At 50.7% G+C, this 20,195-nt stretch carries 19 protein-coding genes and 4 tRNA genes; 22 read left to right on the top strand and 1 reads right to left on the bottom strand.

Going from position 1 to position 20,195, the window contains the following annotated elements; genetic code table 11:
* Positions 1-75 precede the first annotated feature (75 nt).
* From HY282_14805 to HY282_14725, 17 genes are all read left to right on the top strand, one after another.
* Complete coding sequence (locus HY282_14805) at positions 76-1,215, top strand: alanine--glyoxylate aminotransferase family protein (protein MBI3805018.1); 1,140 nt, start codon at positions 76-78, stop codon at positions 1,213-1,215.
* 97 nt (positions 1,216-1,312) lie between these two features.
* Positions 1,313-2,893 (top strand): phosphoglycerate dehydrogenase, encoded by a 1,581-nt coding sequence (locus HY282_14800; protein ID MBI3805017.1) that lies wholly within the window; start codon positions 1,313-1,315, stop codon positions 2,891-2,893.
* A 162-nt stretch (positions 2,894-3,055) separates the two neighbouring features.
* Positions 3,056-4,348: an ATP phosphoribosyltransferase regulatory subunit gene (hisZ, locus tag HY282_14795; protein ID MBI3805016.1), complete on the top strand. Its 1,293-nt coding sequence runs from the start codon at positions 3,056-3,058 to the stop codon at positions 4,346-4,348.
* Between the two features lie 42 nt (positions 4,349-4,390).
* Entirely contained in the window at positions 4,391-5,797 is a 1,407-nt protein-coding gene (gene dnaB, locus HY282_14790; GenBank protein ID MBI3805015.1) for a replicative DNA helicase, read from the top strand.
* Positions 5,798-6,036: 239 nt separating this feature from the next.
* Complete coding sequence (locus HY282_14785; protein ID MBI3805014.1) at positions 6,037-6,240, top strand: twin-arginine translocase TatA/TatE family subunit; 204 nt, start codon at positions 6,037-6,039, stop codon at positions 6,238-6,240.
* A gap of 207 nt (positions 6,241-6,447) precedes the next feature.
* Positions 6,448-8,115 (top strand): tetratricopeptide repeat protein, encoded by a 1,668-nt coding sequence (locus HY282_14780; protein ID MBI3805013.1) that lies wholly within the window; start codon positions 6,448-6,450, stop codon positions 8,113-8,115.
* A 478-nt stretch (positions 8,116-8,593) separates the two neighbouring features.
* Positions 8,594-8,992 carry a prepilin-type N-terminal cleavage/methylation domain-containing protein gene (locus tag HY282_14775; GenBank protein MBI3805012.1) on the top strand — a complete coding sequence of 133 codons (399 nt, stop codon included), beginning with the start codon at positions 8,594-8,596 and terminating at the stop codon, positions 8,990-8,992.
* Between the two features lie 13 nt (positions 8,993-9,005).
* Entirely contained in the window at positions 9,006-11,183 is a 2,178-nt protein-coding gene (locus HY282_14770; GenBank protein MBI3805011.1) for a DUF2723 domain-containing protein, read from the top strand.
* 10 nt (positions 11,184-11,193) lie between these two features.
* Entirely contained in the window at positions 11,194-12,144 is a 951-nt protein-coding gene (locus tag HY282_14765; GenBank protein MBI3805010.1) for a glycosyltransferase family 2 protein, read from the top strand.
* The gene (locus tag HY282_14760; GenBank protein ID MBI3805009.1) at positions 12,144-12,689 is read left to right on the top strand and encodes an acyltransferase; all 546 of its coding nucleotides are present in this window, start codon (positions 12,144-12,146) and stop codon (positions 12,687-12,689) included. Before HY282_14765 ends, HY282_14760 begins: the two co-directional genes overlap by 1 nt.
* Positions 12,682-13,632, top strand: a complete 951-nt coding sequence (locus HY282_14755) for a flippase-like domain-containing protein (protein MBI3805008.1) — start codon at positions 12,682-12,684, stop codon at positions 13,630-13,632. The genes HY282_14760 and HY282_14755 overlap by 8 nt, the downstream gene beginning before the upstream one ends.
* Positions 13,602-14,318 (top strand): hypothetical protein, encoded by a 717-nt coding sequence (locus tag HY282_14750; GenBank protein MBI3805007.1) that lies wholly within the window; start codon positions 13,602-13,604, stop codon positions 14,316-14,318. The genes HY282_14755 and HY282_14750 overlap by 31 nt, the downstream gene beginning before the upstream one ends.
* Positions 14,284-15,216: an ABC transporter ATP-binding protein gene (locus HY282_14745; protein ID MBI3805006.1), complete on the top strand. Its 933-nt coding sequence runs from the start codon at positions 14,284-14,286 to the stop codon at positions 15,214-15,216. The genes HY282_14750 and HY282_14745 overlap by 35 nt, the downstream gene beginning before the upstream one ends.
* Positions 15,213-15,992, top strand: coding sequence for an ABC transporter permease (locus tag HY282_14740; GenBank protein MBI3805005.1), 780 nt, complete (start codon positions 15,213-15,215; stop codon positions 15,990-15,992). Before HY282_14745 ends, HY282_14740 begins: the two co-directional genes overlap by 4 nt.
* A gap of 174 nt (positions 15,993-16,166) precedes the next feature.
* Positions 16,167-16,649, top strand: coding sequence for a hypothetical protein (locus HY282_14735; protein ID MBI3805004.1), 483 nt, complete (start codon positions 16,167-16,169; stop codon positions 16,647-16,649).
* Positions 16,650-16,651: 2 nt separating this feature from the next.
* Positions 16,652-16,831, top strand: a complete 180-nt coding sequence (locus HY282_14730) for a hypothetical protein (GenBank protein MBI3805003.1) — start codon at positions 16,652-16,654, stop codon at positions 16,829-16,831.
* 21 nt (positions 16,832-16,852) lie between these two features.
* The gene (locus HY282_14725) at positions 16,853-18,502 is read left to right on the top strand and encodes a Gfo/Idh/MocA family oxidoreductase (protein ID MBI3805002.1); all 1,650 of its coding nucleotides are present in this window, start codon (positions 16,853-16,855) and stop codon (positions 18,500-18,502) included.
* On the opposite strand, the gene HY282_14720 is transcribed toward HY282_14725, so the two are convergent.
* The gene (locus HY282_14720; protein MBI3805001.1) at positions 18,486-19,238 is read right to left on the bottom strand and encodes a hypothetical protein; all 753 of its coding nucleotides are present in this window, start codon (positions 19,236-19,238) and stop codon (positions 18,486-18,488) included. The genes HY282_14725 and HY282_14720 overlap by 17 nt on opposite strands.
* A 218-nt stretch (positions 19,239-19,456) precedes the next feature.
* Between HY282_14720 and HY282_14715 the strand changes: the two genes are divergently transcribed.
* From HY282_14715 to HY282_14695, 5 genes are all read left to right on the top strand, one after another.
* Positions 19,457-19,532: transfer RNA gene (locus tag HY282_14715), tRNA-Thr, on the top strand.
* 54 nt (positions 19,533-19,586) lie between these two features.
* Positions 19,587-19,669 (top strand) — tRNA-Tyr (locus HY282_14710).
* A gap of 79 nt (positions 19,670-19,748) precedes the next feature.
* A tRNA-Gly gene (locus HY282_14705) sits at positions 19,749-19,823 on the top strand.
* Positions 19,824-19,915: 92 nt separating this feature from the next.
* Positions 19,916-19,991: transfer RNA gene (locus HY282_14700), tRNA-Thr, on the top strand.
* A gap of 98 nt (positions 19,992-20,089) precedes the next feature.
* Positions 20,090-20,195, top strand: a 106-nt coding sequence (locus tag HY282_14695) for a hypothetical protein (GenBank protein ID MBI3805000.1), incomplete at its 3' end; no start/stop codon positions are given.

Raw genomic sequence — 20,195 nt, 5'->3', positions numbered from 1 at the left:
GTGGAAAAATTCTCAGCTTTCAGTCCATCCCTTAAAAAGCCCCCATTTTGAACCAATTCAAAAGGAGTCTTAAAGATGAAGAAGTACCTCTTGGCGCCGGGCCCGACGCAGGTTTCTCCCGAAGTTCTCTTGGCCATGGCTCAGCCGATTTTGCATCACCGTGCCCCTGAATTTGCGAAAATCCTTGAGCGGGTTAAACAAGATTTGAAATGGCTTTTTCAGACGCAGAACGATGTCCTGATTATCGCCTCCTCGGGGACCGGCGGGATGGAAGGATCGGTCACCAACTTTCTCTCTCCCGGCGACAAGGCGCTCTTCGTCAACGGCGGAAAGTTCGGCGAACGCTGGGGAAAGATTTGCAGCGCCTATGGCGTGAAGGCGGAGGAGATTAAGGTCGAGTGGGGATATGCGGTCAAGCCGGAGCAGATCAAGGCGGCGCTCCAGAAAGATCCGTCGATCAAAGCGGTCTTCACCCAAGCGAATGAGACCTCGACCGGCGTGGCCCACCCGATCCGAGAGATCGGCGAAGTGGTCAAACAGTTTGAAGGGACGTTGATGGTCGTCGATGCCGTCTCGGCGATGGGGGTCTTCGACATTCAGACCGATGCATGGGGCCTCGACATCGTCGTGACCGGCTCGCAGAAAGCATTGGCCCTCCCTCCGGGATTGGCCTTCGTCTCCGTTTCCGAAAAGGCGTGGCGTCAGTCGGAGAAGGCGAAGAACGCCAAGTTCTATTTTAACTTTAAGAAGGAGCGGGAAGCGCTGGCGAAAAACCAAACCGCTTATACCCCGGCGGTTTCACTTATCCTCGGTTTGGATCAGTCGCTTCAAATGCTAAAAGCCGAAGGGCTGCAAAATGTGTTTACTCGCCAGGGCCTTCTTGCCAAAGCAACACGGGAGGCGATGAAGGGCTTGGGGCTCTCCCTCTTTCCGAAGGAGTATCCGAGCGATGCGGTGACCGCGATTGAGTCACCCCAAGGATATGACGGCCAGGCGATCTATAAAGATCTTCGCGTCAAATATGGGATCACGGCGGCAGGGGGACAGGATCAGCTCAAGGGGAAGGTCTTCCGGATTTCCACGATGGGATATACCGACACGTTTGATATCATCACTGCGGTCGCGGCGGTCGAAATGGTCCTGAAGGGGATGGGGCATCCTCTCAAGCTCGGAACCGGCGTCGGAATCGCGCAAGAAATTCTTTTGAAGAAATAGTGAAGCGTTCAGTCATCCGCTTTCAACCATCCGCTGACCGGTTTTTGGTTGAGCGGCTTGTTGACGCCGATGGCCGGCAGCTTTCTCTGGAGGTCTTATGAAAGTATTGATCAGTGATTCCCTTTCCGAGCGGGGGGTCGAGATTTTAAAGAAGGCCGGCCTTGCGGTCGATGTCAAAACGAAGCTGACGCCGGCCCAGTTGATTGAAGAGATCCCGAATTATGACGCGCTCATCATCCGGAGTGGGACGAAGGTGACGAAAGAGGTGATTGGCGCGGCAAAAAACCTGAAAGTCATCGGCCGGGCCGGATCGGGGCTCGATAATGTCGACCTCCCTGCCGCGACGAAGCGGGGCATTGTCGTCATGAACACTCCGGGTGGAAATACCGTCACCACCGCCGAGCACACCTTCTCCCTGCTGATGTCGATGGCCCGCCAGACCCCCCAGGCCAACGCGTCGGTCAAGTCGGGCAAGTGGGAAAAAAATAAGTTCATGGGGATCGAGCTTTTCAATAAAACGATCGGAATCATCGGGATCGGGCAGATCGGAAGCTATGTCGCCAAGCTTGCACAGGGGGCGAACATGACCGTCATCGCCTATGATGCCTTTCTCTCTCCGGAGAATGCCCGAAAGTTGGGGGTGGAAGTGGTCGATCTCGATACCCTCTTCTCCCGGGCCGATATCATTACCATCCATGCTCCGTTGACCACCGAGACGAAATATATGATCAACGCGGCGGCGATTCAGAAAATGAAGCAAGGCGTTCGGATCATCAACTGTGCTCGCGGCGGGATTGTCAATGAGACCGACCTTTATGAAGCTTTAAAAAGTGGGCGCGTTGGGGCGGCGGCATTTGACGTCTTCGAAAAAGAGCCGGTCGATCCCTCCAACCCGCTTCTGACCCTTGAGAATTTTATCTGCACGCCGCATCTGGGCGCCGCCACCAACGAGGCTCAGGAGAATGTGGCCTGGGCCATCGCGGAGCAGGTGGTCGATTTCCTTGTTCGGAACGTGGTCCGTTATGCGGTCAACCTTCCCTCTATCTCGGCCGATCTGCTTCCGAAGGTTCAGCCGTATGTCGAGCTGGCGGAAAAGATGGGGGCTTTTCTCGGTCAAACGGCGGAAGGGGGAATCGAGAAGGTGACGATCGAGTACCACGGCGAGGCAGCCGACCTTCAGACCAGCCCGATTACGCTCGCGGCGGTGAAGGGACTGCTTGCACCGATCTTGGAAGAGACGGTGAATTATGTCAACGCGCCGAGCATCGCGAAGGAGCGGGGCATCGAGGTCAATGAGGCCAAGAGCAGCGATGCGGGGAATTTCGCGAGCCTGGTCACGATCCGCGTGAAAGCCGGAACGCAGACCAAGGCGGTCTCCGGAACGATTTTTAATAAAAAGGAGCCGCGCTTCATTGAGATTGATTCGATGTCTCTGGAAGTCATTCCGGAAGGGGATATGCTCTACCTCTTCAATGAGGACAAGCCGGGGGTGATCGGCGGGATCGGTCAGCTTCTTGCCAAAAATCAGATCAATATCTCCCGGATGCAGCTCGGGAGAGAGAAGCCGGGCGGCAAAGCGATCTCGGTCGTCGGTATCGACGGGGTGGTCTCACCGCAGGTTCTCCAAGAGATCAAGGCGCTTCCTCACGTCCTTTCCGTCAAGCGGGTGAAACTGTAACCGCCGAGGCGGTCGAAACCAATAAAGCGTGAAGCGGCCCCTTTGAATTTGGGAGGGGCCGCCTCCACGAACGAGTTCAACAGTCCGCTTCTCCCACTCTCCCTGTTTAGATTGCATGTTGAGACATCACTGCGGAAATCGCGAGTTTAAGCCGACTCACCCATGAAACTGCCCGGTAAGCCAAGAACAATGATTCCCAAAGGGGTGGCCACTTTTCTTCCGGAGGGAACCGCCAAGCGCCGGGAGATCGAGCGACAAACCCTCTCGATCTTCTCCCAATGGGGCTATCAAGAGGTCATTACCCCGATCTTTGAATACCTCGATGTCTTTTCATTGGGTGTGGGTGAGGAACTGCTCAATCGTGCCTATAAATTTGTCGACCGTGCAACCGGTCGATTGATGGTTCTCCGTCCCGATGTGACACCTCAGATCGCCCGGATCGCGGCGACGCTTCTCTCCGATCAACCGTTGCCGCTCCGGCTCTGTTATTCGGCCAATGTCTTCCGCCATGAGGAGGAGCATGCCGGAAGGGAGCGCGAAATCCATCAGATCGGCGGGGAGTTGATCGGTCCCTCCGATGCTGAAGCCGATGCGGAAACGATCTCGCTTGCCATTGAGATTTTGCAGAAACTGGGGTTGAAGAAATTTAAGATTGCCCTTGGACAGATGGCATTCACCCGGGGGGTGCTTCAGCCGTTTGAATCATCGCCCGCCTCTTTTAAGCGAATCTTAGGGGCGGTTGCGAAGAAAGATGCATCCCATTTGGAAGCATTAATGAAGGAAGCGCAGGTCGGAGCCGGGGTCCAGAAACAGGTCCTTGCTCTGCTTGAGCTTTTTGGCGGCGAAGAGGTCTTCGATGCTGCAAAGCGGCTCTCGACGCGCCCCGCCTGCAAAGCGGCGCTTCGGAGACTTCATGAGGTTTATCTGATCTTAAAGCAGGCGGGGCATGAAGAATCGTTGTTGATTGATCTGAGCGAGGTCCGCGGCTTCGATTATTATACCGGAACGATTTTCGAGATTTTTGCCGACGGCATCGGCGCGGAGTTGGGGGGCGGGGGGCGGTATGACGCTCTGTTGGAAAAGTTCGGTACCCCCTCCTCCTCCACCGGTTTTGCGCTCCATCTCGAGCGGGTTCAGTGTGTGCTGGAGCAGGCATCGGGAAACGGCAACGATTATGCGTCGGCCGATTTTCTCATCCTCCATGCCGGCGACGCCTCCTCGGAGGCGATCGCGCTTTCCCGCCAACTTCGCCGGGAAGGCTATCGCGTGATCCGCCGAAACGGATTCCGCGGCGATGTCGAACCTTGTTTGGCCGATGCGCGCAAGCAAAAGGTCGCTAAGATTCTTCTCCTTCCGGGTGGACGTGACAAAACGATCCGCTCGATTGATGTTCAAACGGGACGACAGCAGCGCCAGGATGAGCCTGATCTTCTGGCGTGGCTGAAATCTTCCTAGTCAGATTTTTTGTTAACCTCTATTCCGAGTTGTCTTATGGCGATGAGTCCGACAGAAATTTCGATTCAAAAGCTTCCCCCTCAGAACCTGGAGGCGGAGCAGGCGGTGTTGGCCGCAATTCTCCTCGATCAACAGGCGATTAATAAGGTCGTTGAGATCCTCCGGTCGGACGATTTCTACAAAGAGAGTCACCGGAAGCTTTTCTCCGCGCTGCTCGAGCTAAATGAGTCGAATGAGGCGGTGGATATGATCACCTTAACCGAATATCTTCGCGTCAAAGGACAGCTTGAAGCGGTCGGCGGAGCGTCCTACCTTGCGGAAATCCTCAACAGCGTCGCCACCGCGGCCAATGTCCGGCTGCATGCCAAGATCATTCATGAGAAAGCGTTGCTTCGAAATTTGATCAGCATTGCAACCGACATCGTGACCGTCGGTTATGAATCGCAGGGACGGGTGGAAGATCTGCTGGACCATGCCGAGCGGAGCATCTTTGCCATCTCCGACAAAAAGATGCAGGGAACCTTCGTTCCGATGCGAGAACTGGTGAAAGCGGGGTTCGAAATCATCGAGAAACTGGCGGAGCAGCGGCTGACCGGTCTTCCAACCGGATTTAAAGATCTGGATAAAATGACTTCCGGCCTCCAGGCGGGTGACTTGGTCATTGTGGCCGGCCGGCCCTCCATGGGAAAGACGGCGTTTGCGTTAGGGATGGCACAAAATGTCGCGATTAAGAACCGCCAAACGGTCGGTGTCTTCAGCTTGGAGATGTCGAAAGAGCAATTGGTTCTCCGCATGCTTTGTTCTGAGGCGCGGGTCGATTCGCACAAGATCCGTTCCGGTTATCTCGGGCGGCCGGGCAATGACAATTGGCAGCAACTGATTCGGGCGGCAGGAAAATTGAGTGAATCGCCGATCTTCATCGATGATTCCGCGTCAATGTCCATTCTGGAGATGCGGGCGAAGGCGCGCCGGCTGAAAGCGGAACACAATCTGAGTTTGATCATCGTCGATTATCTTCAATTGATGCGGGGTCGGGAAGATGCCGACAATCGTCAGCAAGAAATTTCTGATATCTCACGCTCTCTGAAGGCCTTGGCCAAAGAGCTCCACGTTCCGGTGATCGCCCTTTCCCAGCTTTCTCGCGCCGTCGAATCACGGCCGGAAAAAAAGAAGCGGCCGATGCTTGCCGACCTGCGAGAGTCGGGCGCGATTGAGCAGGATGCGGATGTCGTCCTCTTTATCTATCGCGAAGAGGTGTACGATCCTTGTAAATGTCCGCGGGACGGAGAGTGCATCTGCGGACGAAGAGGATTGGCGGAGATCATCATCGGAAAACAGCGCAACGGTCCCATCGGCGATGTCCCGATGGCTTTTATAGACCGCTATACGCGATTCGAAGATCTGGCCGACGACCATCCCAAACGGCTTCCCGCCGGAATGGAACTATAAATCGATTTGACAAGGTCTTCAATTCCTCCTATAATTTGCTGAATACGCGATCATTTAGATAGGCAAAATTGGTACGCGTAAGAATTGCGCTCACGGCGCGTTCTTCAACACTTTCTAAAAAATATCAAGATAGGATTGCCCCGTTTTAATTAGGTGTGAAGGGCTCTTCGTTCTGGTTTCACCGCAATGCCTGCCCCTCATTTTGAGATCTTCCAATCATTTAACTGAGAGGTATTTTTATGTTTGGAATTGGGATGCCTGAGCTTCTGGTTCTGCTCGTTATCATTATGATCATTTTCGGCGCTGGAAAGTTACCCGAAATCGGATTGGGTCTCGGGAAGGCCATCCGGGGTTTTAAAAAAGGGATGTCCGAAGCAGAGGCCATTGATGTGACCCCAAAAGAAAAGGAAGAGGCTCAGAAGGCAGGGGCGGAAAAACATTGAGTGTCGGCGGAGTTGTTAATTAAGAGAGGTTCAATGTCCTATCTGTCTCTTCCTTTGAGGTCTGTCTCCAAAGTTCTGTTCATTCTTCTTCTTTGTTCGCAAGCTCTTTCTTGTGCTGTCCTGAAGAAGAACCATCTGTCTATTGATCCTTCAGCAGGAGAAGCTTCTCGTGAAGAAATTCCCCTGCCGGACGCCTACTATCATGCCGTGATTGGTCTTCAATTGGAGGATCAGGGAGAAGACCAACAGGCGTTGAAAGCCTATATGACGGCGCTCCGATATGACCCCAGCTCCGCTTTTCTGCTCACCCGGATCGCATCGCTCTACGGTCAGATGGAAGATCAGAAGCAAGCGACGGCTTATGCGGAGCGCGCCTTCCAGCTTCATCCGAAGGATCCTCGAGTCCTCAATCTGCTCGGAAATATTTATGTTGCGGCGGGGCAGTCTGAAAAGGGTTTGAAGGTCTTTCGGCAGCTCATTGAGATTGATCCGAAAAAGATAGAAGTCTACTATAGTTTGGCCGGAATTTATGCGGCGCAAGGGGACCTGACAAAGGCAGAAGAAATGATTCAAAAAGGGATCGATGTCGATCCTACCTCCGGATTGGGGTATTACTATCTCGGTCGAATTTCCGTTGAGAAGAAAGCACTTGATCGCGCATTGTCCTATTATCAGAAAGCGGTCTCTTTCCATCCTAATTTTGAACATGGGCATCTTGAAATTGCCCGCGTCTATGAACTTCAGAATAAACCGGAAGAAGCAGACAAGGTCTACCGCTTTATTCTACAAGAGGTCAATCCGAGAAGCCGAGAAGCGAGGGGCCGGCTGGTACAACTCCTCATCCAGCAGAAGGCGTATGATGAAGCCCTCGGTTTCTTGGACGAGCTGGGCAGGTTGGATCCGTCCAATCTCGACATCGCCTTGCAAGAGGCGCTGATCTGGGTTGAGAAAAAAGAATACGCTAAAGGGATCGAGAAAATTTCAACAGTCATTCAGGGAAGGCCGGAGGATATTCGCCTCAAGATCTATCTGGCGACACTTTATGAGGAAAACAAGGAATACGAAAAAGCGGTCTCCCTTTATCGCGAGACTCTGGAAAAAGATAACAAGTTGTATGATGTTCGAATCCGGCTGGGAGCGCTCTATTTTTATAAATTGAAACAGATCGACGAGGCGCTTGAGCAGGGAGAACGTGCGCTCCAGATCGACAGTCAGAAACCGGAAGCCTATCTTTTTAACGGGCTGGTTCTTTACGAATCAAACCGTTATGAGGAGGCCAGCCGGATTTTTTTGAAGGGAATTGAAAAAAATCCAAAGGCGGCAGATCTGCATTTCCATCTCGGCGCGACGTATGACAAATTGAACCGATTTGATGACGTTGTGAAAGAAATGGAAAAAACGATCGAGCTGGATTCTCGACATGCAAACGCACTCAATTATCTTGGATATACCTATGCCGAGAAAGGGGTCCATCTGAATGAGGCGATTGATCTTATCAATCGTGCCCTCATTATTCGACCCGATGACGGCTACTTTATCGACAGCCTCGGGTGGGCATACTATAAAAAGGGGAAGATGGAAGAAGCGCTACAGACGCTTCAGAAAGCGGTCTCGTTGGTCCCCGAAGATCCGGTCATTCATGAGCATCTCGGCGAGCTTTATCTTCGACAAAACCATCTCGACCTTGCCAAAGAGGCATGGACTCACTCATTAAAACTGGATCCGAAAAATGATAAGTTAATCACCCGCTTTAAGCAGGCCGGCTTTGGAGAACCGCTCGTTGAAGACCGCTCTCAAAAAAGATCTGATAGTCAGGAGATTTTTCCTGCTGAATCCTCTGTACAGAAAGATGTCCAGAAAGGATCTTTACACTAAGGGTGTAGGAATGTTGTTGCTTTAATGATCAGAATAATGCACGTTAATGATAGAATCAGCGGCTGCAGCACGACTTGATGTTAATCGATGATTAAATGCGTCAAACCCCGACGCGAAGGTAATTGGCATTTCAGGGACGAATCGCCAGTGATATTTAAACGACCGAACGAATTCAAAATCTTTCAGGTGGCGATCCCAAGAATTCCACTAATCAGCCCTTCTCCCATTCCTCTAAAGAATTTTTACAAAGATTCAGTCTCTGTTGACGAAAAGTGTCAGATCCGTATTCAAACAGTGACAATCCTTGGATGCGAATCTATCCCGGAAGGGAATACAGTCCTGTAAGTTATTGAAATAGTGAATTATTTCATTTTATTGCTGGGTTCGAATGGTGGCACATAACGTGCAATGTCCTTGTACGAACTCGCAATCTGAATTACTCAGGAGTAGATTCAGATTACATCAAAGGGAGGAAATCATGTTTAACAGAGCGAAGAACCAGAAGGGTTTCACACTGATTGAGCTGATGATCGTGGTTGCAATCGTTGGTATTCTTGCGGCGATTGCGATTCCGAACTTTCTCAATTATCAAGCCAAGTCGCAGCAGGCTGAGGCCAAGGCGAATTTAGGCGCGGTCTTTACCAGCATGGTCGCCTATTCCGCCTCGAATACGACCGGCTTTACCGGCGCCACATTACCGATCATCGGGTTCACGACATCGGGGTCGCCACGGTATACATATACACTCTCCGGTTTAGCCAATACCACGTTCACCGCCAAGGCAACAGGGACGGCGGGGCGTGTTATCGGTGACGTCTGGAAAATCGATCAGACCAAAACGCTGACCGATTCGAAGGCATCCTCATTTACTGCCTAAGAACCTCACCGGGGTGGATGGATCGAAAGGTCCATCCACCTCTTTTTATTCCGTTTCTATGACGCCAAAGAGGATCACCGACTCTTTCCCACCCCTTATCTTTTTTATTTCGTTCAGTACTTACCTCTTTACCGCCCTTCCTTCTACCTATTGGCGAGATACGCCTGAGTTCCAGACCATTGGGTTCTTGCTGGATATCGCCCATCCAGCCGGATCGCCCCTTTATGCCATGATGGCCAAACTTTTTACCTTTATTCCAATAGGAAGCATCGCTTTTAAAACCACATTGGTATCGGCCTTTTTCGGCGCAGCGGTGGCGACACTTATTTATTTAATCCTCTCTGTTTTGCTCCAACAGATATCAACCGAGGACACCGCCTTCGATTCATCCGATGGCATTCGATGGATCGCTTTTTTTGCTACACTTGTTTTTTCGTTTTCGAATGCGCTTTGGGAGAATTCAAACTCTACCGAAGTGTATGCCTTTCAAAATTTCTTTACCGCGCTTTTTATTTTGATCCTGCTCAAAACCGATCTGTTCTCCAAACAATCTGGACCCCAGAATGCGGGTGTATTTCAATTGTTCTTCACACTGTCGTTTCTATATGGCTTAAGTTTGGGCGCTCATGCTATTTTGATTCTTTATCTTCCCCTTTTACTTCTATTGGTTTATTTCGTTTGGCTGAGGCCTTTCTCCCAGGATATCTTTAAGACATACGCGCTCCTCTTTTTCTTTTTTTTGCTGGGGTTCTCAGTCTATCTTTATCTCCCAATTCGCTCTTCACGGAACCCTTTTTATAATTGGGGAGACCCGGAAACCCTTTCGAATTTTTTGATTCATATTACAGATCGCAAAGATGCGAGCTATCATTTCAGCCTTCCTGAACCGCTGCTCCCTCAGTTTTTGTTTTATTTAAAATTACTCATGGAAAATTTTTCGTTTCTGGGTATCTTGGTCGCTGGGATTGGATTGATCTATCTCGTAATAAAAAAAGAAATAAAATTGTTGGCGATGTTTGCTCTTTTTTATTTTCCTCCTTTTATCTTTTTTGTTCGTTATTGGCGGTGGAACTCAGCATTTATCCCGACCTTTCTGGTCGTTACGCTCCTCCTTGGAATCGGTATCCGGTTCATATGCAAGCAGTGTCTGATGTGGCAGAAAAGATATGCATTTAATCCCAATTACATTAAGGTGATCTGGGGATTGCTGGGAATTCAATTATGCTTTTTGATTTGGGGCCATTTTAAGGACAACGCCGACGAGAATTACTGGTTTACGAGAGATATTTACAGGACCATCTTAAATGGCGTTCCACACAATTCCATCATCTTCATGGTGAATACAGGTTTCGGACTGAGCTATCTGCAACAGATCGAGGGCTTTCGTCCCGACGTGACCCTGTTGAGTGTGGTCGATTTTATGCAGCCGCGGGTTTTCACGAAAGTTGAGCAGGCAAAATACCCTCATGTCGTGGTCCCGACCACAACCCGAGAGAAACTCGGACCCTCATTCATTAAAGCGAATATTAACGATCATCCAATTTATTGGGAGCCGAGTTTTAAATATAATAAGCTCGTCTTAGATCAGCTCGTTCCCGACGGATTCTTCTTCCGGATTTCTACATCCCCTGTCACCCTTGATGTAGAGACGAAGCAGCGTTCTTTAAATAAATTCAGAGAGCAGATCACCCGCAATACGGAATTCCACGACAGTGAAGAGAAAACCTTTTATTGGAATATTTTAAATGGCCGCGGGACGTATTATTTCGATCAGAAGAACTTTAAATTGGCACTCGGTTATTTTGAAATGGCCCGAATGCTGATTCCCGACGACATGTGGAGCCTGAAGATGCTCGGGGCGACGCACATCCAACTGGGTGAGCTTGAAGAGGCGGAAAAATTCTACCTCGAAGCCATGTCAGTGAACAAGCAAGACCATGAAGTGTATCGGGATTTGGGTCTGCTCTATTTTTATAAGGGAAAGCCGGAAGAAGCGGAGAAACTTTTGAAAAAAGCATCCGATATGGATCCGACCGATTTCCTGACCACCTTTTACTTTGGCGTGATGGAAGAAGAAAAAGGAGATATTAAGAAAGCACTATTTTACTTTGAGAAGGTTCTAGAAGGAAACCCCGATTTTGAAGATGCAAAGGATAAGGTGAACAGCCTTCAACAGCGGATGAACTCTTAGGAGAGCGGCCTTGATAGAGAATAAAAAGATCGGGGTGGTGGTTCCTGCCTTTAATGAAGAGAAGCTGATTGGGCGCGTCATCGAAACGATGCCTTCGTATGTCGATCGTATTCTCATCGTCGATGATCAGAGCCGGGATCAAACCGCGGATGTCGTTCGATCGTATGTTAAGAAGCACCCGGATCACGTTCTCCTCATTCAGCATGCACAAAACAAAGGGGTCGGAGGGGCGATCCTCACAGGCTATAAAGCGGCGCTCAAAGAAGAGATCGATGTCGTAGTCGTCATGGCGGGAGATGCTCAGATGGATCCAAACGACCTCGATCGCCTGATCGCTCCGGTCGTCCGCGGTGAGGTCGACTATGCCAAGGGGAACCGCCTTTTCAGAGGCGAGTCATGGGAGATGATTCCCCACTATCGTTATCTGGGAAATTCCGTTTTGTCGCTGCTGACAAAGTTCGCCTCCGGTTATTGGCATATCGCTGACTCCCAATGTGGCTACACCGCCATTTCAAAGCGGGCGCTCGCCCGGTTGAATTTCGATCGCATTTATCCAAGATATGGTTTCCCGAATGACTTGCTGATTGAATTGAATATTGCCGCCTTTAAAGTGGCCGACGTTTCAGTCCGACCGGTTTACAACATTGGAGAAATATCCGGAATCCGTCTAAAAAAGGTCATTCCGGTCATCTCCTGGCTTCTCTTCAAAGGTTTTTTCAGACGAATGGGACTGAAATATGTGATCAAGGATTTTCATCCACTGATCTTTTTTTATGCCCTCGGAATGGTTTTATTGCCGCTCGGCACGCTGATGGGATTTTATCTCGTGGCTTATCGAATTCTGGTCGGTCCCGTCGCAACGACGAGCGCTCTTTTTTCGGCCTTTCTCATCATTTCTGGATTACAATCTCTCTTTTTCGGTATGTGGTTCGATATGGACTACAACAAGCATCTTCGATAATGGGTCGTCTCAATTCCGAATATATCCGGCGGGGCCTCCAGATGCTGATTTCAAGCAAATGGTTTGACGCCCCCGGGCTGATCAATCTCAGGATGGGTGCCTATCGGATTTTTTTTGAGGTGGGACGTGAGAGTCTTATTGCGCGAAATGTCCTCTTCATCCGACCGCACGGATTTACAGGCGGCTTTCTTACATTGGGAGAACGGGTCGCCATCAATCATGATGTGGAGATTGACTATTCGGGCGGCATTGAAATCGAAGACGACGTCTGGGTTTCGCAGTTTGTTCTCATTGATACCCACAAGCATGTCGTCAAAACGCGCCGCCTCAAGAAGGATCAAGAGGTCCGGCTGAGTACGTTGAAGATTTGCCGAGACGCGTGGGTGGGGGCTTTCGCGTCGATCCTACCCGGGGTCACCCGAATCGGAGAAGGGGCGGTCGTGGGGGCTGGCTCGGTCGTCACCAAGGATGTGCCGGACTTTGCCATTGTTGCAGGGGCTCCCGCCAAGATCATCGGAGAGAGGAAAAAAGAGTCTGATGAGTGACCCTTGGATGCTGACATTAAAAAGCGGCATGACCGCGGGAAAGAGGAAGTGGTTTTGGGTTAAGGCTGCAGTGGTCTCGCTGATCCTTTTTTATCTCGGAAGGAAGTTTGCCGAGGGATGGAGTGTTCCGCAGGCAAGCCTGCGCGACATCAATGTTGCTGATTTTATCTTCTCCATCCTTATTCTTTCTCTTGCATTGGCCCTCCTTCCGCTCGCTTCTAAGATGACGGCTGAAATCTTAAATCGAAAAATCTCTTTTTCAAAGAGCTATCAGGCCTATTTCTATTCCCAGTTAGGGAAGTATGTCCCAGGGGGAGTCTGGTCTTATGTCGGACGGGTTTATCTGTTGAACCAACAAGGGGTTGAGAAGCAGATCGCTCTGTTAATTACCCTCTTGGAGGTGTTTTTTCTCAGCCTCAGCGGAGTGGTCTGCTTTTTACTCTCCGCGTTCTTCTGGAAGACGATTCCGCATTTCATCATTGGTCTTCTCTGGGTCGGCCTCGTGATTGTCCTCTCGCTTCTTTTTTCGCCATTTGTATTACGAAAAATTGGAAGCTATGTCGGTGGGACGGTGGATCTCACCGATTTCAGAAATAAATCGAAGGAGGTCTCTCTTCTCCTTTTGGTCTATACTTGCTTCTGGGGAATGGTGGGGATTGCCTTTTATCAAATGATCGAGGCGGTCATTCCGATTCCTTTTAAAATGGTCTTGGTTTTATGGGGACTCTATCCATTGGCCTGGATCGTCGCCAGCTTCGTTTTTTTTATACCGGCTGGTATCGGCGTTCGAGAAGGAGCGTTGGTTTATCTTCTCAACTTTTATCTGCCGCCGCATCAATCGATAGGGATCTCGCTGGTTTCACGGATTTGGTGGATTTTGGCTGAACTATTTTGTTCGGTGCTGGTTTTGACATGGGGACTCTTTCACCGGGAAAAGAACTGAAACAACGCGTATTCACGATCATCACACTGGCCGCTCTCTTAACTGCTCTCTGGGGCGTTCAAAAGGAACTCCATGCCTATAAGACGGTCGAAATCGAGTCGTTGATCTATCTTCCCTCCGGAAAATATCTGAGACCGCTCGCCTTGGGATATGACCAAGTTGCCGCCGATATTCTTTGGATGAAAGCCGTTTCTTATTTCGGCGGCCATTATCTGACCGATAAGCAGTATCCCTGGCTCTACCATATTTTGACCCTCATCATCGACCTAGATCCCCGCTTCGATTTTCCTTATTATTTTGGAGGGGTGGTTCTGTCGTTGGAAGCATCCCAGGTGGACCAAGCCAATCAGATCCTGGAGAGGGGGATGGAGGCCTATCCTCAACGCTGGGAATTTCCTTTCTACGTCGGGTTCAATTATTTCTATCATAAACAGGATGCATCGAAGGCGATCCCTTACCTCGAAAGAGCCTCTTCTCTTCCCAAATCACCCCCTTACCTCAAGGTATTGGTCGCCCATCTGAGTTCCAAATCGGGGCAAAAGGAAGCGGCGCTTAACTTTTATCGAGAAGCGTATCAACATACGAGCGATGGGATGATCCGGCAAAAGATAAAAGAAAAGATCGATCGTGTTTTGTCGGGCGAGGAAAAATATGGCACTGGCGATACAGACACAACATCTCACTAAAAGCTTTCGGACCGGTTTTTGGTTAAAAGAGACGCTTTCCCTCTCCGATCTGAATCTAGAGGTTGAGGAGGGAAGAATATTCGGATTTCTCGGCCATAATGGCGCCGGGAAAACGACGACCATTAAACTGTTGATCGGGGTCCTTTACCCCACTTCAGGCGACGCGCTGATTTTCGGTAAGTCAATTTCTGAGATTGCCGTGAAAAGGGAAATCGGGTTTCTTCCTGAAAGTCCTTACTTCTATGACTATCTGACCGGTTTCGAATTTCTCGATTTTTGCGGACAGCTCTTTGGAATGGGCCAGAAAGAGCGGTCCAGACGAATCACGGCACTTTTTGAGCTGGTACATTTGCAAGGGGCGGAGAAAGAGCAGCTTCGAAAATATTCGAAGGGGATGCTTCAGAGAATCGGGTTGGCGCAAGCGCTGATCAACGACCCGAAATTGGTTATTTTGGACGAGCCGATGTCGGGGCTCGATCCGATTGGCCGGAAGGACGTTCGTGATATTATTGTTCGATTGAGGGAAGAAGGGAAGACTGTTTTCTTCAGCACCCATGTCCTCTCCGATGCGGAGATGATCTGCGACGAAGTCGGCATTATCATTAAAGGCCGACTTCGAAACAAGGGGAAGCTGGAAGAGATGCTCAATCCCAAGCTGAGGTCGATTGAGGTCTGCCTCACCGGCCTCTCTCGGGAAAAAGAAACTTCGTTGAAAGCCTTTTCAGAACGGCTCACGATCCGCGGTCAAGAGCTCTATCTGACGCTGGATAATCAAGAGACCCTCGCAAAGCTGATCCATTGGACTGAGCAGCAGGGGGGGGAAATCGTTTCGATCGTGCCGAGAAAGGAGAGTTTGGAAGACATCTTTATGGAAGAGATGAAGGGAGCGCGTCAATGAGAGTCTTGTGGGCGATTGCCCGGAATACTTTCAAAGAAGCGGTTCGCAATAAAATTCTGTACAGTCTGATCTTTTTTGCGCTCGTAATGATGGGGCTGTCGCTCGTTCTCGATCAGGTGACCATCGGCCAGCGAAGTAAAATCATTAAAGACTTCGGACTCGCCAGCATTAATATTTTTGGTGTCTTGATTGCCATCGTCGTAGGAATCAGCCTCGTCTATAAGGAGATCGACAAGCGGACGATTTATCCGATTTTGGCGAAGCCGGTGCGCCGCAGCCAATTCCTAATCGGAAAATATTTCGGAATCGTGTTGACGTTGGCCGTTGAGGTGATGGTGATGTCATTTTTTTTATTCTTCCTGTTGGGAATATATGCAGCGGGGAGCGGCCCCGTTTTTGATGTCGGCCTGTTCGAAGCGATTGCCTTTATTTTTATGGAGCTGGCCGTGGTCGCCGCCGCCGCGATTCTTTTCTCCTCCTTCTCGACGCCATTCCTGAGCGGGATGTTTACGCTGGCCATCTACATCATCGGTCATTTGACGGCGGACCTCAAAAGACTGGGGGCGCTTTCCGGAAATCTTCTGTTAGAACGGCTGACCGCGCTCATGTACTATCTCCTTCCCGACCTGGAGAATTTTAATATCAAGGGCGAGGTGGTTTACGGCCTGCCGCTGGAAAGCGGGAAGATCTTTTTAGGATCTCTTTATGCGCTGGTTTATATTTCGCTTTTGCTGTTTTTATCGTCTGTCATCTTTCAAACGCGGGATTTTAAGTAAATGATGAAAAGCGAACTTATCAGAAAACTCGGCTGGGGTCTCTGCTTCGTCGTTCTCTTCTTCTTTTTGATATATTTAAAGGTATTCTTTTCGTCAAGAAGCGAATTCAAAAATGCGGAAACCGCTCTGGCAAAAGGCGATTACCGGGAGGCGATCGCGCATTATGAGCGGTCGATGCTTTGGTACCTTCCGGCCGGCGGTTATGTGGAGTCGTCGGCAGAGGGTCTTTGGAAAATGGGGGAGAGCTTAGAGAAGGAAGATCCAACCCTTGCGCTGGATGCCTATCGATCGCTCCGAACGGCGCTTTATGCAACCCGCAGTTTTTACACGCCGGGAAAAGCATGGATCGATCGATCGGATCAAAAGATCGTGTTGCTCATGGCGCAAGAGCCTCCCTATTCGGATGCGGAAAAAAAGAAGACGGTCGAACAGCGGGCGGCGGAGGCATTAGCGATTCAAAAGGTCCCGCAGAAACCGGACCCGGGATGGTCGATCGTTCTGGAGGTTGGATTCTGGGGGTGGGTTGCCGGTGTTCTTCTGTTCATTTGGGTCGGGTTTAACGTGAAGAGGCAGGTAATCTTAAAACGCGGAATTTTCGTGGGAGCGCTGATCCTTTTTTTCTACACGCTCTGGATCATCGGGATGATGAAGGCGTAAAGATGACACTCTTATATTTAGTCATGATTTCTTTCGGCGTCGTCGGCATCGGGCTGAGTTGGTGGGGACAGGGTGCGCTCAAGCGACCTTACGACACCGTCAGCGCGTTCTGCCTTTCTCTAAGTTTAATCATCGCATTGATGGGGGCGCTGCTCTTCTGTGTTCCCCACTTTTTTGATTAAGGTCCGATAAGGAGGAGAGCAATGAAACAAGAGAACGAGGGCCGCTCCAAGAACATCGCATTAATCGGAAGCGGATATTGGGGTAAGAATCTCCTGAGAAATTTTGACGATCTCGGTGTGCTCCGGACAGTTTGCGAGAGCGATCCGACCCGCCTCTCGGTCATCCAAGAAGCCTATCCCGATTTGACGTTCACCCCGGCGTTTTCCGAGGTCTTGGAAGACAAGGAGATCGATGCGGTCGTGATTGCAGCGCCGGCATCGCTCCATTTCGATTTGGCAAAACGGGCGCTCGAAGCGGGAAAGGATGTCTTTGTCGAGAAGCCGCTCGCCCTCGATGCCAAAGAGGGGCGTCACCTGGTCGATTTGGCCGAGAAAAAAAGGCGGATCTTGATGGTCGGCCACCTTCTGCAATACCATCCGGCCGTTCTGAAGCTCAGGGAGCTGATCGACAACGGGGAGCTTGGAAAGATCGATTATATCTACTCCACCCGCCTGAATCTCGGAAAGATTCGAAGAGAGGAGAATATCCTCTGGAGCTTCGCCCCGCATGATATCTCCGTGATTCTGATGCTCCTCGGCGAGCTGCCGAAAGAGGTCTCGACCCACGGAGGAAACTACCTCCATCCGACGATCGCCGATGTAACGTTTACAAATTTCTCTTTCGCGAGCGGGGTTCGGGCGCATCTCTTCGTCAGCTGGCTGCATCCTTACAAAGAGCAGAAGATGGTGATTGTCGGGGAGAAGAAGATGGCTGTGTTTGATGATGTCTCACCCGACCGGAAACTCCTTCTCTTTCCCCATAAGATAGAATGGATCAATCGGGAGCCGGTCCCCTCGCGTGGAAGCGGAGAGATCGTGTCTTTTACCATGAAGGAGCCGCTTCACGAAGAATGCCTCCATTTTCTCGAGTGTCTCTCGAACCGGAAGCGCCCGAAAACGGATGGAGCCGAGGGGCTGCGCGTTTTGGAGGTGCTGCAGGCCTGCCAAGATTCTCTTCAGCAACAGGGGAGAGCGGTCCGCGTCGGCAATCTATCGAACGAGGCTTCGCCGCAAGAGAGGTTCTACGTCGATCCGACCAGTCGGGTCGATGAGGGGGCGGTCGTCGGAGAAGGAACGAAGATATGGCATTTCTCTCACATCATGAAAGGAAGTGAAATCGGCCGCCACTGCAACATCGGCCAAAATGTCGTCATCTCGCCTCAAGTCAAGATCGGAAACGGCGTGAAGATTCAGAACAATGTGTCGATCTACACCGGCGTGATGCTGGAAGACGATGTCTTTTGCGGTCCGAGCATGGTCTTCACCAATGTGATCAATCCGCGGAGTGCGGTTTCTCGAAAAGAAGAATTCAAGCAAACGTTGGTGAAGCAGGGGGCCAGTATCGGGGCGAACGCAACCATCGTCTGCGGAAGGACGATCGGCCGTTATGCCTTCGTCGGCGCCGGCGCCGTTGTCACAAAGGATATACCCGATTTCGCGTTGGTCTATGGAAACCCGGCTGCTCAGCACGGCTGGGTCTGCCGATGCGGGGTGAAACTTGCCTTCAAAGGATCGAAAGCGACCTGCTCCGCCTGCGGCACCCTCTATAAAAAAGAGAAGGGAGGTTGCCAGATCCTCCCCCCCTCATCCTCATCAAACCTACCTAAAACCACTCCTAGAAACCGACATTGATCCGAAGTGAGTAAAGAGGGATCTTCGAGAAGTCGGCTTCGGCAACGAAGTTGACGATCAGAAGTGAGATCTTGACCCCGACGAATCCTTTTGTTAAATTAAGGTTTTCCTGACCCAGGGCAGGCGCGGCCGCTTTGTCTTTGCTTTTGACCCACACTTCGCCGATTCCCGCGTAGGGGGTGACAAATGCAATCCCCTTGCTGACTGAGAGATCGGCACCGATCGTCTGTAAGTCCAAGTCGCCGACGCCAAGGAGTTTTGTATAAGAGCCCCGGATGGCGACCGCCGGGTAGAGGGCATTGCCCGGCACAAACGCCCACTTGAGTTCTCCTCCCGCCATCGAGATATTGGATTGGGGGACTTTTGAATAAACCGCTCCGATATCAAATCCAAACGGGAGTCCCTTTTGAACATGGAGCTTCGGGAGAATCATTTGGCCGGGAGGATCCGTCGTGACTCTTCTCCAGAAGGAGCGATCTTCATGGATATCGGCCGCCGTCACCTCGACCCCGATATCGAACCCAAGGATTCCCAGTGGTTGAGCCGGGCTCAGAGGAAGATAACTCAGCGCCAGCCCCGCTTCCTCGCTAAGGCTTTTGAATTCACTTTGGCTGAGGGTGGTGCCGGCGAGATGAAGATCGAAATCGGCGGCATGGGCCGGTGTCGTTAGATAAAGGATGCTTACAACAAAGAGACCGACAGGGATCCAGAGGTCGGCTCTGAATACTCTCAGCATGAATGCCTCCCGTTCAGGTTAGAGTTTGGTTTGGACCGGTTTTTGTGAAATTTTTTCTTTTCCCACTTGACAATTGGCTCGCTCAAAACTATAATTAATCGTTTATCTGGCAAGTTTAGCCTCTTTTCCCCTTCTGTCCGGGACAAAATTTTATCTGAAATTCAATAAGAAAACACGGGAGCTTATAGCACAATCTTTTCTTCGTTGCAAAGTATATTGCTGGCGTAGCTCAGTCGGTAGAGCAGCTGACTTGTAATCAGCAGGTCGGGGGTTCAATTCCCTTCGCCAGCTCCATGTGGAACGGCCATCTTCGTCCTGCAGGAGATTATAGAAAGCGAGACCTTCGCTGGGGAGGTACCCGAGTGGACAAAGGGAACAGACTGTAAATCTGTCGCTTTCGGGCTTCGGAGGTTCGAATCCTCCCCTCCCCACTCCCTCAATAATGAAGGGGAGAGACCCCCTTGGGGCGGTCTGGGTTTTTGGTTCAGTAAAGCATTATGGTCGCATCGTGCGGGAATAGCTCAGCGGTAGAGCGCTAGCCTTCCAAGCTAGGGGTCGCGGGTTCAAATCCCGTTTCCCGCTCCAAATAAATAAGAAACACCATTTTAGCAACAAACGAATAATGAGATCGCTCTAGTGACCGAGCGCTCTTAGCTTCATGTGAGAGCGTGAGTTAAGCCCTTGTAGCTCAGTTGGCAGAGCACATCCTTGGTAAGGATGAGGTCACCGGTTCGATCCCGGTCGAGGGCTCCAGATTATGATTGATCAGGCTTCCGAGTAGGTCGGACTCCCTGGGCACATCGGCCAGATGGAGAACGAAGATGCAGGGAAGCGGCACTTTGGAGGGATAGATGGCGAAGGCGAAATTTGAGCGGACGAAGCCGCATGTGAACATTGGGACGATTGGGCATGTGGACCATGGGAAGACGACGTTGACCTCTGCGATCACGAAAGTGT

The sequence above is a fragment of the Candidatus Manganitrophaceae bacterium genome, assembly GCA_016200325.1.
GTDB lineage: Bacteria > Nitrospirota > Nitrospiria > SBBL01 > Manganitrophaceae > Manganitrophus.
The sequence above is the reverse complement of the archived record's forward strand: the minus strand, read 5'-3'. Positions and strand labels throughout refer to the sequence as shown.